We start from the raw sequence: 14,697 nt of genomic DNA, 5'->3' as shown, positions 1-14,697 counted from the left end.
GGCGGCCTGAGCGCCACGACGAACACGCCGGACGCCGCCGGCAGGGCGGAGCGTGCCCATAACGCCCGGTCCGTGAACCGACACGTCGACCACCTACAGAGTTGACAAAAACATAGGAACACCCCCCAAGCCGGCTAACACAGTTGAGTTATCAACTTTCTACACCGCACCATATCAGCAAAAGGAGAACAAGTTTCGAATCAGGGCGGAAGCGGAAACCCGCACGGGATCGGCTTTGGCGTCCGATCCCTGGCGTGATGCCATCGATCGTGATCGTGGTCCCGGTCCCGGATCCGGACCTGAACCTGGAGCGGACAGCGTCCACGGGCAGGCGAGGAGAACCCTGCATGGGCGGCGAGACCGATGACGGTCGGCGAGGGCGCGCCGGAACACGCGGTGAACGGGGTTCGGGGCGGAGGCGTGTATAGTCGGATAGGTCGCTTTGCGGCCACCTCGTCCGCTTCCATGCACGAAAGGTGAACCGTGTCGATAGAACACGAAACGGCGGCAACGCCGATGGTCGGTAAGAGCGTGATCACGCTGGATGATCTTTCCGTTTCCCAGATTCGAGAACTGCTGCACAAGGCGCAGTACATCGACTCCCATCGTAAGGACGTGGCGCACACCTGTGAAGGGCGGGTGTTGGCCACGCTTTTTTATGAGCCCAGCACCCGTACACGCTTGAGCTTCGAAACCGCCATGCTGCGCCTGGGCGGCAAGGTCATCGGCTTCGCCGGCGCCCAGCTCGCCTCCGTCACCAAGGGCGAGTCGATCACCGACACGCTGAAGACGGTCTCCAACTACGTCGACGTCGTCGCCATCCGTCATCCCAAGGAAGGCGCGGCGCTGGTCGCCTCGCGCGCCGCGTCGGTGCCGGTCATCAACGCCGGCGACGGCGGCCACATGCATCCGACGCAGACGCTGGCCGACCTGGCCACGCTGCAGTCGCGCTTCGGCCGCGTCGACCATCTGACCGTCGGCCTGTGCGGCGACCTGACGTTCGGCCGCACCGTCCACTCGCTGATCGAGACGCTGTGCCGCTTCGGCAACGTGACGTTCGTGCTCATCAGCCCGGACGAGCTCAAGACCCCGCAGTACGTGCTCGACCGCATCGACGCGACCGAGACCTGCTCGTACGTGGAGGTGCGCGACCTGGTCTCCGTCATCGGCGACCTCGACGTGCTGTACATGACCCGCGTGCAGAAGGAGCGCTTCTTCAACGAGGACGACTACCTGCGCCTGCGCGACACGTACATCCTCGACGCCGACAAGATGAGCCGCGCCAAGAGCGACATGGCCGTGCTGCACCCGCTGCCGCGCGTCAACGAGATCGCAGTGGAAGTGGACGACGACCCGCGCGCCGCCTACTTCGAGCAGGTCAAGAACGGCATGCTCATGCGCATGGCGCTCGAAAGCGCCGTCGTGGGCGACGAACTGCCCGGATACGAACCGCTCGAATCCAAGGAGGTCCAGGCCTGATGGAGGTCACCAGCATCGTCAACGGCATCATCATCGACCATGTGCCGGCCGGCACCGCGCTCAAGGTGCTCGACTATCTGAAGATCAACCCGGCCAAGACCAAGCTGGCGCTGATCATGAACACCGACAGCCACCTGTACGGCACGAAGGACATCATCAAGATCGAGGACGAGGAGAGCATCGACCTCGACGTGCTGGGTCTGGTCGCGCGCACCGCGACCGTCGGCATCGTGCGCGGCGGCGTCATCGTGGAGAAGAAGAAGCCGACCCTGCCCGAGCACGTGTCCAACATCATCCGCTGCGTCAACCCGCGCTGCGTGACCACCAGCGAGCCGGGCATCGACCAGATGTTCCACCTGACGCACTCCGACCGTCAGGAATACCGCTGCGACTACTGCGACGAGGAAGCGAAGTTCTAGGAGCCGACATGCTGACACTGCGCAACATCAAGGTATGGGACACCGGCGAGGTCATCGACCTGGTGGTCCCCGACACCGACGCCGGCCGCTTCTTCCATGAGGACGGGGCCGTCTCGGACGGCGAGTTCGACGCCACCGGCCTGACGCTGGCCCCCGGATTCGAGGATCCGCACGTCCACTTCCGCGATCCGGGCCAGACCTACAAGGAGTCCATGGTCTCCGGATGCCGCGCGTCCGCGTCGGGCGGCTACACGAACGTGCTGGTCATGCCCAACACCGTGCCGGCCATGGACGGCGAGCCGATCGTCGACGGCGAACCGGGCGCCGACGAGGTGCGCGCCGCCGGATACGACGACGTCATCGACTACCTGCAGCACTACGAGGCGGCGCACGACGTGCAGCTGCCGGTGCGCTACGACCTGTGCGTGTGCGCGTCGAAGGGCCGCGCCGGCGGCGAGGCCACCGACCTCGACCGTTGGCGCCGCCATCTGCCGACCGCGCCCGCGGACGGCAAGGACGAATACCAGCTGGCGCACCCGGTCACCGCGATCAGCGACGACGGGTCGGCCGTGACCGAGCCGATCCTCGACAAGGTGCTGGAGAACACGCGCGAATCCGGCCTCTACCTGATCGAGCACTGCGAGCACCACGACGTCGGCGCCGTCAACGACGGCCCCGTCTCCCGCAAGCTCGGCGTGCCGGGCATCCCGGAGGACACCGAGCTGCGCATCGTGGCCCGTGACATCGCCAAGGCGCGCGAGACCGGCACCCGCGTCCACTTCCAGCACGTGAGCACCGCCATCTCGTTCGATGCGATCCGCAAGGCCAAGGCCGAAGGACTGCCCGTCACCTGCGAGACCGCGCCCCACTATCTGGCGCTGTGCGACGAGGCGCTGCTCGAATACGGCACGCTCGCCAAGATGAACCCGCCGCTGCGCTCCGAGGCGGACCGCCGGGCCACGATCGCCGCGATCGCGGACGGCACCGTCGACCTGCTGGCCACCGACCACGCGCCGCACACGCTCGACGAGAAGGACCTCGGCTTCCTCGAGGCGCCCAACGGCATCATCGGACTGGAATGCGCGTACGGCGTGTGCCACAAGGTCCTCGTCGACGGCGGCCACATCAGCGACCGGAGGCTCATCGAGCTCATGTCGACCGCGCCGTCGCGCCTCATGGGCCACACGCCCACCGACGTGGCCGCGCTGCTCAACACGTCGTCCAAGTGCGCCGTGAAGCGCACGCTCGACCTGAGCGCCGTCGAGCACCCCGAGAACGTCGACCTCGTCGTGCTCGACACCGACGCCGCGTGGACCGTCGATCCCGAGGCCTTCCACTCCAAGGCGCGCAACACGCCGTTCGGCGGATGGCAGGTCACCGGCCGGCCGCTGGCCACGATCATCGGCTCGAAGCTCGTGTTCAGCCGCATCAAGTAAGAAAGGAACACCATGGACCGTCTGATCGAAGCGATCGAACACGCGCAGAACCCCAGCGTCGTCGGCCTCGACCCGACCCCAGCCCTCGTGCCGCCGCAGGTCGTCTCCGCCTTCGCCGACGAGGTGCGCGAATCCATCGAGGACACCTCCGAACTGTATGCGGCGCAGCTGGCGGTCGCGTACTTCGAGTTCAACCGCGCCATCATCGACGCGGTCGCCGACATCGTGCCCGCCGTCAAGCCGCAGATCGCCATGTACGAGGCGATCGGCCCGGCCGGAGTGGACGCGTACACGATGACCTGCGAATACGCACAGCAGCAGGGCCTGTACGTGCTGGGCGACATCAAGCGCGGCGACATCGGCTCGACCGCTGCCGCCTACGCGGGCCACCTGAGCGGCGTGACCGACCTCGCCGGCGACGGCGAGCCGGCCGCGTACGACCCGTGGCACGAGGACGCGGTGACCGTCAACCCGTATCTGGGCACCGACGGCATCACCCCGTTCGTCGCCGCGGCCGCCGCGGCCGACAAGGACATCTTCGCCCTGGTGCGCACGTCCAACCCGTCCAGCAAGGAGATCCAGGAACTCGAACTGGCTGACGGCTCGCGCCTGTACGAGCACGTGGCCGATCTGGTCGAAGGCTGGGGCTCCGAAACGATCGGCGCGCACGGCTATTCGCGCGTCGGCGCGGTCGTGGGCGCCACCCACCCGCAGGAAGGCGCCGAACTGCGCAGACGCATGCCGCACACGTTCTTCCTCGTGCCCGGCTACGGCGCGCAGGGCGGCACCGCCGCGGGCGTGGCCGGCATGTTCGACGCCGACGGATCCGGCGCGATCGTCAACTCGTCGCGCGGCATCATCGGCGCATGGAAGAAGACCGGCGACTACCGCGAGGACATGGACGCCGAGACCGCGCTCGACCTCGTCGCGTCCGCGGCCCGCAAGGCGGCCGAGGACATGCGCGACGACCTGCGCGTCGCCGTCTACCGCTGACGGACCCGCATGACGGGGCGGGCGGCGGCCTCCCGACGGGGAGCGCCGCCGCCCGCCGCATATCCGCGCCATGTGCCCCGCCGACATGGCGTAAGCTAGAAGGCGGTGCTGATTGATCGTTAAGAGGAGAGATGTGATGACCACAGCAACCTTCCACCCGACCGGCGACGTCGTGGCCCAGGCCGCCGAAGCCGGATACTTCCCCGGCCGCCATGCGGTCGAGGTCACCGCCGTCGAACGGCTCACCGACGGCGTGTACCGCATGACCTTCCGCGACGCGTACATCGCCGCCCACGCCAGGCCCGCCCAGTTCGTCAACCTGTTCAGCAAGGACCCGATGAAGCTGCTGCCGCGCCCGTTCGGCGTGAGCGAGACCGACGGCGACCTGGTCAGCGTGATCTTCGCCGTCGTGGGCAAGGGCACCGACGAGTTCTCCCGCATGCGCGCCGGAGACACCGTGGACGTGCTCGGCCCGCTCGGCCGCCCCTTCGACGTGAAGAAGCCGGCCCACTACGTGCTCGTCGGCGGCGGCCTCGGCGTGCCGCCGCTCATCTACGCGGCGCAATCCCTCGCCGCGGCGGAGGGCTCGCGCACCAGCGCCGTGTTCGGCTACCGCAACGAGCGCTTCGCCGACGCCTACGTCGCCCGCCACGCGGACGCGACGTACAGCATCGACGAATCCGAAGGCAACGTCGTGACCCTGCTCGACCGCATGGAGTCCGACGGCACGCTGCACGTCGACGGACTCGACACCGTCATCCTCTCGTGCGGACCGCTGCCGATGATGAAGGCCGTGTCGCTGTGGGCGTCCAAGCGCGGCATCGCCTGCCAGCTGAGCATGGAGCAGCGCATGGGATGCGGCTACGGCACCTGCGTGGTGTGCGTGGTCGACACCGTCGACGGACGCAAGAAGGTCTGCTCCGACGGACCGGTATTCACCTCGGCACAACTCGGATGGGAGGCGTGAACGACATGGAGGAGACGAGGAACATGGACGGCGCTGCCGCGATGAACGTGTACGAACCGCACGAGTGGAAGCACAAGACCGTCGTGGCCGGCGTGGAATGGAAGAACCCGGTGGGCACCGCCTCCGGCACCTTCCAGCTCGCCGCCTGCCGCTGGTTCTACGACGTGAGCCAGATGGGCGCCATCTGCACCAAGGGCGTCTCGCCCGTGCCGTGGGAGGGCAACCCCGGACCGCGCACCGCCGAGGCCCCCGCCGGCATGGTCAACGCCGTCGGCCTGCAGAACCCCGGCGTCGACCACTACCTGGTCGACGAACTGCCCAAGCTCAAGGAGCTGGGCGCCACCGTCATCACCAACGTGGCCGGCCACAGCGACGAGGACTACGCGCAGGTCGTGGCCAAACTGGCCGACTCCGACGCCGACATGCTCGAGATCAACGTGAGCTGCCCCAACGTGACCCACGGCGGCATGAGCGTGGGCACCGACCCGATCGCCCTCAGCCGCCTCATCGGCCACCTGCGCAAGCTCACCTCCAAGCCGATGATCGTCAAGCTCACGCCGAACGTCACCGACATCACCACCGTGGCGCGCGCCGCGGTCGAAGCCGGCGCCGACGCGCTCAGCCTCATCAACACGCTCGTGGGCATGCGCATCGACATCCGCACCGGCGAACCGATCATCGCCAACCGCACCGGCGGCGTGTCCGGCCCGGCGGTCTTCCCGGTCGCACTTGCCTGCGTGTGGCGCGTACGCCAGGCGCTGCCCAAGATCCCGATCATCGGCATCGGCGGCATCGACTCGGGCGAGAAGGCCCTCGAATTCCTGTACGCGGGCGCGAACGCCGTCGAAGTCGGCGCCGCCGCCCTGTACGACCCGACCGCGCCGCTGCGCGTGGCGCGCGAGCTCGACGACCTGCTCGACGCGCGACCGGCGCTCGCGGCCAAGCTCGCCGTCGGCGACACGTGGCGCTGACGCGACCGACGCACCATCAGGCAACAGAAAGGACGACCATGGTCTCTCTCGACCACCGTTTCACCGAGTTCCTGCTCGAATCGCAGGCGCTCAAGTTCGGCGACTTCACCCTCAAGTCGGGCAGGAAGTCCCCGTACTTCATCAACGCGGGCGCGTTCAACGACGGCCGCAAGATCGCCACGCTCGGCGCGTTCTACGCGGAGAAGATCGCCGAGGAGATCGAGGCCGGCAACCTGCCCGCCGACATCGACACGATCTTCGGCCCCGCGTACAAGGGCATTCCGCTGGGCGTGTCCACCGCGATCGCGCTGACCGGCGCGCACGGCATGGAGGTCGGCTACACGTTCGACCGCAAGGAGAAGAAGGACCACGGCGACGGCGGCATGATGGTCGGCACCCAGCTCAAGAACGGCATGAAGGTGCTGCTCGTCGACGACGTGATGACCGCCGGCACCGCCGTGCGCGAGGTCATCCCCAAGCTCAAGGCCGAGGCGGACGTCGAGGTCGTGGGCCTGGTGCTGTCCGTCGACCGCATGGAGAAGACGAAGGACTCCGACCTGTCGGCCGTCAAGGCCGTCGAGGCCGAGTTCGGCTTCCCGGTGTTCGCCATCGCCAACGTGCGCGAGATCTTCGACGCCGGCCGGCACATCGAGACCGCCGACGGCACGCCGTACGTGACCGACGAGATCAAGGCCGCGGCCGACGCGTACCTCGAGCGGTACGGCGCCTGACACGGCCCGTACCGGCATGCGACCGGCCGTCGGCGGTTGGTCGCATGCCGGCGGCCGGTGACGACGGAAAAGAGGCGGCGCGCATCCTCCGATGGGGATGCGCGCCGCCTCCGTCATGTCAGGCGTCCATCGGCCGCGGCCGGAGTGTCAGCCGATCAGACGGTAGCCCTGCGCGGCGACGACCTCCTTGAGCTTGGCGACGTAGTTCTCGGCCGCCTTGGACAGCTTCGCACGTTCGTTGGTGATCCAGCCGACCAGCATCGTCTCATCCGATTCGAGCGGCACCGTCACGATCTTCTCATTGTTCAGGTCGCCGTTGTCGATGCCGGTGCACACCGTGTAGCCGTTGAGGCCGATGATGAAGTTGAGGATCGTGGCACGGTCGTTCACGTTGATCTGCTTGGGATTGTATTCGGGCCAGACCGCCTCCTCGGCGAAGTAGAAGCTGCCCTCCTCGCCCTGCTCGAACTGGATGAACGGATAGGGCTTGAGATCCTCCATCGTGACCCGCTCCTTGGACGCCAGCGGGTTCGTCCTGGCGAGGAACACGTGCAGCGGGGCGCGGAACAGCGGATGGAACTCGAGATGCTTCTCGCGCAGCAGCTTGCCGATCACGTCCTTGTTGAAGTCGGACAGGTAGAGGATGCCGATCTCGGAGAGCATGTTGGCGACCTGGTTGATGATGTCGCGCGTGCGCGTCTCGCGGATCGTGAACTCGTATTCGTCGGCGAGGGTCTCGTTGATCATCTCGACGAACGCCTCGACGGCGAACATGTAATGCTGCGTGGACACGGAGCACAGCTGCTTGCGCGGCTTGGCGTTCTTGTAGCGCTCCTCGAGCAGCGCCGCCTGGTCGAGGACCTGGCGCGCGTAGGTGAGGAACTCGGCGCCGTCGACGGTGAGCGAGATGCCCTGCGACGAGCGGATGAAGATCTCGATGCCCAGCTCGTTCTCCAGCTCCTTGACGGACGAGCTCAACGCCGGCTGGGAGACGTACAGTTCATGCGAGGCCTCGTTCATCGAACCGCATTCGACGATCTTGACGATGTATTTCAGCTGCAGCAATGTCATGGGCCCGTATATACCAGCTTCGGATTACGGGTCCGTGCGCGGCGCCGGATAGTGGACGCCGCGCACGACGGGAAAGACCGGGATCGGCCGCCCTTCTACAGGACGACGCCGAGCGCCGCCAGGTCGCGGCGCGCCTGGTCGGCGTCACGGAAGCGCACGCCGTGGATGCCGACCGCGTTCGCGCCATCCACGTTGCGGGCCGTGTCGTCGAAGAACACGCACCGGTCGGCGGTCAGACCGAACCGTTCGAGCGTCAGCTCGTAGATGTCGGCGTTCGGCTTGTGCATCTTCTCGACGCCGGAGACGACCGTGCCCTGCAGCAGCCGTTCGAGTTCGGGGAACTTGGCGAAGGCGAGATGGAACGTCTCATGCGACCAGTTCGTAAGCCCCCACACGCCGTATCCGGCGGCGCGCAGGTCCTCCAGCAGCTGCGCCATGCCCGGCAGCAGGCGGGGGAGCGCATCATCGTAATGGTCGATGTAGTAGCGGAACACGCCGGCGATCTCCTCGCCCTGCTCGGCCACGACGTCCGGCCAGATCGCGTCGAAGTCCTCGCCGGCGTCCATGCGGTCCTCATAGCGGAAGAACCCGTGCGGATCGTCGTCGGCGCAGATCGCCGCGACCAGATCGTCGGGGAAGCGGCCGGACAGGCACGCCTCGGTGCGCCAGTCGATCAGCACGCCGCAGAAATCGAAGATCACGTCGGTGATGAGGGAATCGGTCATCATGCTCCTTGCATAGGTCGGCATATCGGAATCGGATGGGGGAGAGGGCTGACGGCCCGGTCGGGGCGGCGACGGCCTGCACACGCCGTCGTCGCCCCGACCCGCACGTCACGACATGAGACGGCGGATCGCCTCGGGAATCGCCCGCGCCACGTCGGAGGCGACGATCGGACGGCCGAGCGAGACGGACGGGGAACCCGGCGTGCGCGTCGGCGAACCGTACACGTCCGGCGGGTTGAACCCGCGCTGGTCGCACGCGGAGGCGATCGCCGCCGCATAGCCGTGCAGATACGCTCCGGCCGCCACCGTGCGCACGACCGGCTCGTCGCCGTCCTGCTGGGCGAGCAGCGAGCCGAGCATGCCGGCCAGCACGTCGCCCGCGCCGGCCGTCGCCAGCCATGCGGGAGCGCGGCCGGCGACGAGGATACGCACGCCCGGGTCGTCACCGTCGCCGGAGTCATGGTCGAACTCGATGTCGTCGGCGTCGCCGGCGGCCATCGACGCGACCGGCGCATCCCCGCCGTCGCGCTCGTCGCCGTCATCCTCGGCGTCGCCCACGACGATGCTGATCGCGCCCTTGAGCAGCACGGTCGCCCCCGTCAGCTCATGCGCGCGCAGCGCCCAATGCAACGGTTCGAGCTGCACGTCCTGCGCGTCCACGTCCTCGCCACGCTCCGCGAGCAGCGAGGCCAGCTCGCCCGCATGCGGGGTGAGCACCACCTGCGGCGGCACCTCGTCCGGAAGCAGGTCCAGCGCGCCCGCGTCCACCACGACCGGCGGCATGTCGTAGGCGTCGTCGTCATCATCGGAACCATCCAGCGCGTAATGGGCCAGCAGCTTCTCGATCGTGCGGCGCTGGGCGTCCATCGCATCCGGATCGGCATCCTCGCCGGGCACGCCGGACCCCACCGTCCACGCCTGCACCCGGCCCTTGCCGATCACCGCCTCTGGTACCGCATCCAACACCATCGAACGGGTGCGCTCCGGACCCATATAGCGCACCATGCCCGCGTTCGCCGCCGCGGCTCCCCGCACGGACAGCACCGCCGCACCCGGATAGCGCACCGACCCGGTGATCAGACCCGTCACACCACGCGAATACTTCGTATCCGCCAGACGCGGCAGACGGACCGTCTCGGCCGCATCATCACCCGACACGACCTCGACCAGAGGACGGAACGGCGCCACATCGAACCCCAGATCGACCAGCACCACGCGGCCGCACGCGTACGCCGCCGGCGGCAGCACCGCACACGGCTTGAGCGCGCCGAACGTGACCGTCACATCCGCCGGAATGTAAGGCCCCATGACCGACCCGTCGTCCACGCCCACGCCGGACGGCACATCCGCGGCCACCACGAACGGGAACTCGCCCGCCGTATCCCCATACGGCAGGGCCGTACGGTCGGGCACCGTATCGTCCACGCCCAGCGACGCGGCGATCGTCCCGGCGATGCCGCGCAGCGGGCCAGCCAGACCGATGCCCGTCATCGCATCGACGATCACATGGCTGCGCCGCGCCAGCTCGACGGCGGCCCGCAGGCGCTCGCCGGCCTCGCCGGCGCCGAAGCCGCTCGTGCAGCCGGGGATCTGCGACGCCGGGTCGAGGACCAGCACCTTGCCGCCGGCGCGCACGAACGCCTCGAACGCCTGAGGGTGCAGGGTGCGGCCGACCGCGACCGCACTCACGTCGGCCCCCGATTCGGCCAGCGCGGCCGCCGCGTACAGGCCGTCGCCGCCGTTGTCGCCGCCGCCGGCGAGCACGACGACGCGCGCCCGGTTCAACGGCACGCCCTCGCCGTCCAGCAGGTCGGCGGTGGTACGGGCCAGCGCCGAGGCGGCCATGCGCATGAGCGGCATGCCGCGTTCCAGCAGCGGATGCTCCATATCGCGCACGTCGTCCGCACGCCACGCCGCATGACGCAGCGCGTGCATCCTGATCTCGTCGTCGTGTGCGCCCATATGCTCGGCCATGGTGCCAACCCCCTTGTCGTTCGGCGTGAATCCGGATCCGTCTGCACTACTCTACCCGCGTTTGCGGCCGCATGCCCGAAAACGCGCCGCCCGCACCCCGGAAAACGGGATGCGGGCGGCGCGCGGATCGCCGTCACGCGCATTCAGACGCGACGGGACGGCTTGCGGGAGGTCGTCGGTCAGGCCTCGCCCCACACCTCCTCGGCGACGGAGCGGACGAGCTCGATCTTGGCCCATTGCTGCTCCTCGGTGAGCTTGTTACCCTCCTCGGTGGAGGCGAAGCCGCACTGGGTGGACAGGCACAGGCGCTCGAGCGGCACGTACTGCGAGGCCTCTGCGATGCGCGCCTTGATGGTCTCGCGATCCTCCAGATCGGGGGTCTTGGAGGTGATCAGACCGAGCACGACCTGCGCGCCGGGAGCGAGCTCGGCCAGCGGCGCGAAGTCGCCGGAGCGGTCGTCGTCGAACTCGAGGTAGAACGCGTCGACCGCCTCACGGCCGAACAGATTCGCGGCGACGGGCGCATAGCCGCCGGAGGACAGCCAAGTGGAGTGGAAGTTGCCGCGGCACACATGCGTGGTGATGACCAGATCCTCGGGCTGGTTCTCGGCCACGGCGTTGATGACGTCGAGGTTCTCCTGCTGGAGGCGCTGCGCGTCCTCGTCGCTCCAGCCGAGGCGCTCGCGTACGGACGGGTCGCACAGGCGGGTCCAGGTGCAGTCGTCGAACTGGACGTTGCGGCATCCGGCCTCGTACAGGTCGGCGAGGACCTGACGGTAGGCGGCCACGATCGCGGCGGTCAGTTCGTCGTCGTCCTTGTAGAACGCGTCGTACGGGTAGGCCTCCTTGTTGCCGGTGAGCACGAAGCGGGTCTGGGCGGGGGAGGGCATGGTCTGTCGGGCGACGGTGTTCTCGTCCTCGAGCGCCTTGACGAACTTGAAGTGCTCGACGAACGGGTGGTTCGCGCCGTCGATGGGGCCGGTGACGGCGGCGGTGTGCGCGGGGGTCACCTCGTCGTGGAACGCGACGCGGTGGGCTGCCTCCTTGTGTTCGACGCCGTTGAATCCCCACATGAAGTCGAAGTGCCACCAACGGCGGCGGAACTCGCCGTCGGTGATGACATGCAGGCCGGCGGCCTTCTGCTTGGCGACGAGCTCCTCGATGCAGCGGTCCTCGACTGCCCTGAGCGCGGCAACGTCGATGCGGCCGGCCTCGTAGTCGGCGCGGGCGGCCTTGAGCTCGGCCGGGCGCAGGTAGCTGCCGACCACGTCGGCGCGGAACGGCGCGTTCTTCGCATACGTCATGATGGTTCCTTTCCCCTATCCGCCGGGCGCGGTCGCCGGCGGAGAACATTGTCCACCCGGCAACCTTACCGGAAAGCCGCCGCGGCGCCCGGCGCGTCCCTCATCGTGGACGCCGGCCGGGCGCGCATCCGCATGGCGGACCGGGACCGGCCGGGCGACGGCGGCTCCGGCCCCGGAATCCGGATCAGATGAGCTTGTGACGGCGCAGCGACTCCTTCGCCTCGACGTAGGCCACGGCCTGCGCGTAGGAGGTGATGGCCCAGGTCCGCAGGCCTCGCAGCGGGTGGAGCGCGCTGCGTCCGATGGCGGTGAGTGCGTACGTCGGATTGGCCGTGCCCTCGTCGACGCGCTCCACCAGCCCCAGCTCCTCCAGACGGTCGAGCGTCTCGTCCACCTCATGTCTGGTGGCGCGTGGTATGCGGCGTTCCAGCTCTCCGGCATGCAGCCGGCCCGATCTGAGCAGCTCGAGCGCGCATACGGCGATATGCCCGCCGACGGCGTCGAGCAGCCGATGGTAGCCGTCGACGGAGGCGTCCCCGTCATGTCCGTCGACGTGGTGGCGGTCGCGTGAATCGGTTCCCATGATCGTTCTCCCTTCCCTTCGTTGCGTTGGGTGAACCTGAACACGACTCTAATCGTGCATGCTGGGAGGAATGCGCACGACCCGGAGGGAAAAATGTGATGTCGGTCACGTTCGGGGCGGGGCGGCGTTCCCATGCCCGGTCGGGGGTACCCTTGAGACGTTGGTGGGAAAGCAACGGGTGCCTGCTCAGATGAATGGGAGGCGCAATCCCGCATATCGGTAGTTGGCGACATGCGGGAGCGAACCGGGACGTTCCGGGACCGGACCGCCAGCCCGCATGGGGCCCCCGCACATCGATCGAGGGGACGGATCCGCCCCCTCGACCTCATGATGATTTCGCTCCCTGCGGCTCTTCCTACTCCTCGGCCACGAGCTCCAGATACGAGTCGTTCCACAGGTCCTCGTCGCCGTCGGGCATGAGCAGCACGCGCTCGGGGTTGAGCGCCTTGACCGCGCCCTCGTCGTGGGTGACGAGCACGATCGCGCCCTCGTACTTGGCGATCGCCTTGAGGATCTCGTCGCGCGACGCCGGATCGAGGTTGTTGGTCGGCTCGTCGAGCAGCAGCACGTTGGCGCGCGAGGTCACCAGCGTCGCCAGCGCCAGACGGGTCTTCTCGCCGCCCGAGAGCACGCGCGCCGGCTTGAACGCGTCGTCGCCGGAGAACAGGAACGAGCCGAGGATGGAGCGCGCCTGCGTGTCGTCCAGCTCGGGGGCGACGTGCGTGAGGTTCTCCAGCACCGTGGCGTCCAGGTCGAGCGTGTCGTGCTCCTGCGCGAAGTAGCCGATCTTGCAGCCGTGGCCGAACTCGACGACGCCGGTGTCCGGCTCGTCGATGTGCGCCAGCAGACGCAGCGTCGTGGTCTTGCCGGCGCCGTTGTAGCCGAGGATCACCACGCGCGAACCCTTGTCGACGGCCAGGTTCACGCCGGCGAACACGATGTTCGAGCCGAACGCCTTGGAGATCTCCTTGGCCATGATCGGCGTGCGGCCGCAGGGTGCGGGCTCGGGGAAGCGGATGTCGGCCACCTTCTCGGCCTTCTGCGCCTCGCTCGTCTCGCTCAGCAGGCGTTCGGCGCGGCGCATCATGTTCTGCGCGGCCACGGCCTTGGTCGCCTTGGCGTGCAGGCGGATGCCCTGCTTCATCAGACGCTCGGCCTTCTTCTCGGCGACCTCGCGTTCGCGGCGGCGGCGCTCCTCGTCCACCACGCGCTGGTGCAGGTACGCCTTCCAGCCCAGCGAGTACATGTCGATTGTGCCGGTCTGCGCGTCCAGATGCCACACCTTGTTGACGACCTCGTCGAGCAGCTCGGTCGAATGGGAGATGACGAGGAAGCCGCCCTCGAAGCGCTTGAGGAAGCCGCGCAGCCATTCGATCGAGTCGGCGTCCAGATGGTTGGTCGGCTCGTCGAGGATCAGCGTGTCCGCGTCGGAGAAGAGGATGCGCGCCAGTTCGATGCGGCGGCGCTGGCCGCCCGACAGGGTGCCCAGCTCGCGGTTCATGACCTCCTGGGGCAGGCCCAGGCTGTCGGCCATCGCGATCGCCTCCGACTGGGCCGCATAGCCGCCGGCCTTGTCGAACTCCTGCATGATCTTGTCGTAGCGGTTCATGGCGCGCGTCATCACGTCCGGATCGGGGTCGGTCATCTCCTTCTCGCACTTGCGCATGCGGGAGATGATCGACGCGATGTCGCGCGCGCTCATCATGCGGTCGAGCGCGGTCTGCGTCTGGTCGAACGCATGCGTGTCCTGCGGCAGGTAGCCGAGCTTGCCGCTGATGCGCACCTTGCCGGCCGTGGGCAGCATGTCGCCGGTGATGACGCGCGTCAGCGTCGTCTTGCCGGCGCCGTTGCGGCCCACCAGGCCGATCTTGTCGCCCTTGGCGACGTGGAAGTTGGTCGGGTGCAGCAGCGTGCGCGCCCCGATCTGGATCTCGAGTTCCTGCGCTTCGATGGCCATCCTCTGTATACCTCGCTCCGTGCGTTCGATAGGCGTGCGGTCGTGGCGACGCGCGGCGGTCGCCGCGGCCGTCGCCGAAAAGTCCAA

Annotated in this window: 13 protein-coding genes; 7 read left to right on the top strand and 6 right to left on the bottom strand. The window is 68.1% G+C overall.

Translation table 11 applies throughout. The annotated features are described in order from the left end of the window. Nucleotides 1-516: 516 nt before the first annotated feature. The 7 genes from pyrB (at nt 517) to pyrE (ending at nt 6,996) form a co-directional block, all read left to right on the top strand. Nucleotides 517-1,479, top strand: coding sequence for an aspartate carbamoyltransferase (gene pyrB / locus D2E24_RS06585; protein WP_125968554.1), 963 nt, complete (start codon nt 517-519; stop codon nt 1,477-1,479). Beyond that, nucleotides 1,479-1,898: an aspartate carbamoyltransferase regulatory subunit gene (locus tag D2E24_RS06580; RefSeq protein ID WP_125968545.1), complete on the top strand. Its 420-nt coding sequence runs from the start codon at nt 1,479-1,481 to the stop codon at nt 1,896-1,898. Before pyrB ends, D2E24_RS06580 begins: the two co-directional genes overlap by 1 nt. A gap of 8 nt (nt 1,899-1,906) precedes the next feature. Further along, nucleotides 1,907-3,334, top strand: a complete 1,428-nt coding sequence (locus tag D2E24_RS06575) for a dihydroorotase (protein ID WP_125968544.1) — start codon at nt 1,907-1,909, stop codon at nt 3,332-3,334. A gap of 12 nt (nt 3,335-3,346) precedes the next feature. Further along, nucleotides 3,347-4,327, top strand: coding sequence for an orotidine-5'-phosphate decarboxylase (gene pyrF, locus D2E24_RS06570; protein WP_125968543.1), 981 nt, complete (start codon nt 3,347-3,349; stop codon nt 4,325-4,327). 136 nt (nt 4,328-4,463) lie between these two features. Further along, nucleotides 4,464-5,294 (top strand): dihydroorotate dehydrogenase electron transfer subunit, encoded by an 831-nt coding sequence (locus D2E24_RS06565; protein ID WP_125968542.1) that lies wholly within the window; start codon nt 4,464-4,466, stop codon nt 5,292-5,294. A 5-nt stretch (nt 5,295-5,299) separates the two neighbouring features. After that, a complete protein-coding gene (locus D2E24_RS06560) occupies nt 5,300-6,265 on the top strand; it encodes a dihydroorotate dehydrogenase (protein ID WP_241222895.1) in 966 nt (321 codons plus the stop codon). 38 nt (nt 6,266-6,303) lie between these two features. Further along, nucleotides 6,304-6,996 carry an orotate phosphoribosyltransferase gene (gene pyrE / locus D2E24_RS06555; RefSeq protein ID WP_125968541.1) on the top strand — a complete coding sequence of 231 codons (693 nt, stop codon included), beginning with the start codon at nt 6,304-6,306 and terminating at the stop codon, nt 6,994-6,996. 147 nt (nt 6,997-7,143) lie between these two features. Here pyrE and D2E24_RS06550 read toward each other — a convergent pair whose 3' ends face one another. The 6 genes from D2E24_RS06550 to D2E24_RS06525 all read right to left on the bottom strand — a co-directional run bounded on the left by D2E24_RS06550 (nt 7,144) and on the right by D2E24_RS06525 (nt 14,610). Beyond that, nucleotides 7,144-8,067: a LysR family transcriptional regulator gene (locus tag D2E24_RS06550; RefSeq protein WP_125968540.1), complete on the bottom strand. Its 924-nt coding sequence runs from the start codon at nt 8,065-8,067 to the stop codon at nt 7,144-7,146. A gap of 95 nt (nt 8,068-8,162) precedes the next feature. Beyond that, on the bottom strand, nt 8,163-8,792 hold the full coding sequence (locus D2E24_RS06545) for an HAD family hydrolase (protein WP_125968552.1): 630 nt from the start codon (nt 8,790-8,792) through the stop codon (nt 8,163-8,165). Nucleotides 8,793-8,900: 108 nt separating this feature from the next. Then, nucleotides 8,901-10,754, bottom strand: a complete 1,854-nt coding sequence (locus tag D2E24_RS06540; RefSeq protein WP_125968551.1) for a bifunctional ADP-dependent NAD(P)H-hydrate dehydratase/NAD(P)H-hydrate epimerase — start codon at nt 10,752-10,754, stop codon at nt 8,901-8,903. A 191-nt stretch (nt 10,755-10,945) separates the two neighbouring features. Continuing rightward, nucleotides 10,946-12,070, bottom strand: coding sequence for a 5-methyltetrahydropteroyltriglutamate--homocysteine S-methyltransferase (locus tag D2E24_RS06535; RefSeq protein WP_125968539.1), 1,125 nt, complete (start codon nt 12,068-12,070; stop codon nt 10,946-10,948). 184 nt (nt 12,071-12,254) lie between these two features. Beyond that, on the bottom strand, nt 12,255-12,653 hold the full coding sequence (locus D2E24_RS06530) for a winged helix-turn-helix transcriptional regulator (protein ID WP_125968538.1): 399 nt from the start codon (nt 12,651-12,653) through the stop codon (nt 12,255-12,257). 355 nt (nt 12,654-13,008) lie between these two features. Next, complete coding sequence (locus tag D2E24_RS06525) at nt 13,009-14,610, bottom strand: ABC-F family ATP-binding cassette domain-containing protein (protein ID WP_125968537.1); 1,602 nt, start codon at nt 14,608-14,610, stop codon at nt 13,009-13,011. Between the last annotated feature and the right edge of the window lie 87 nt (nt 14,611-14,697).

Source organism: Bifidobacterium samirii, from assembly GCF_003952945.1.
Classification (GTDB): domain Bacteria; phylum Actinomycetota; class Actinomycetes; order Actinomycetales; family Bifidobacteriaceae; genus Bifidobacterium; species Bifidobacterium samirii.
This window is presented reverse-complemented; position numbering and strand designations above follow the sequence as displayed.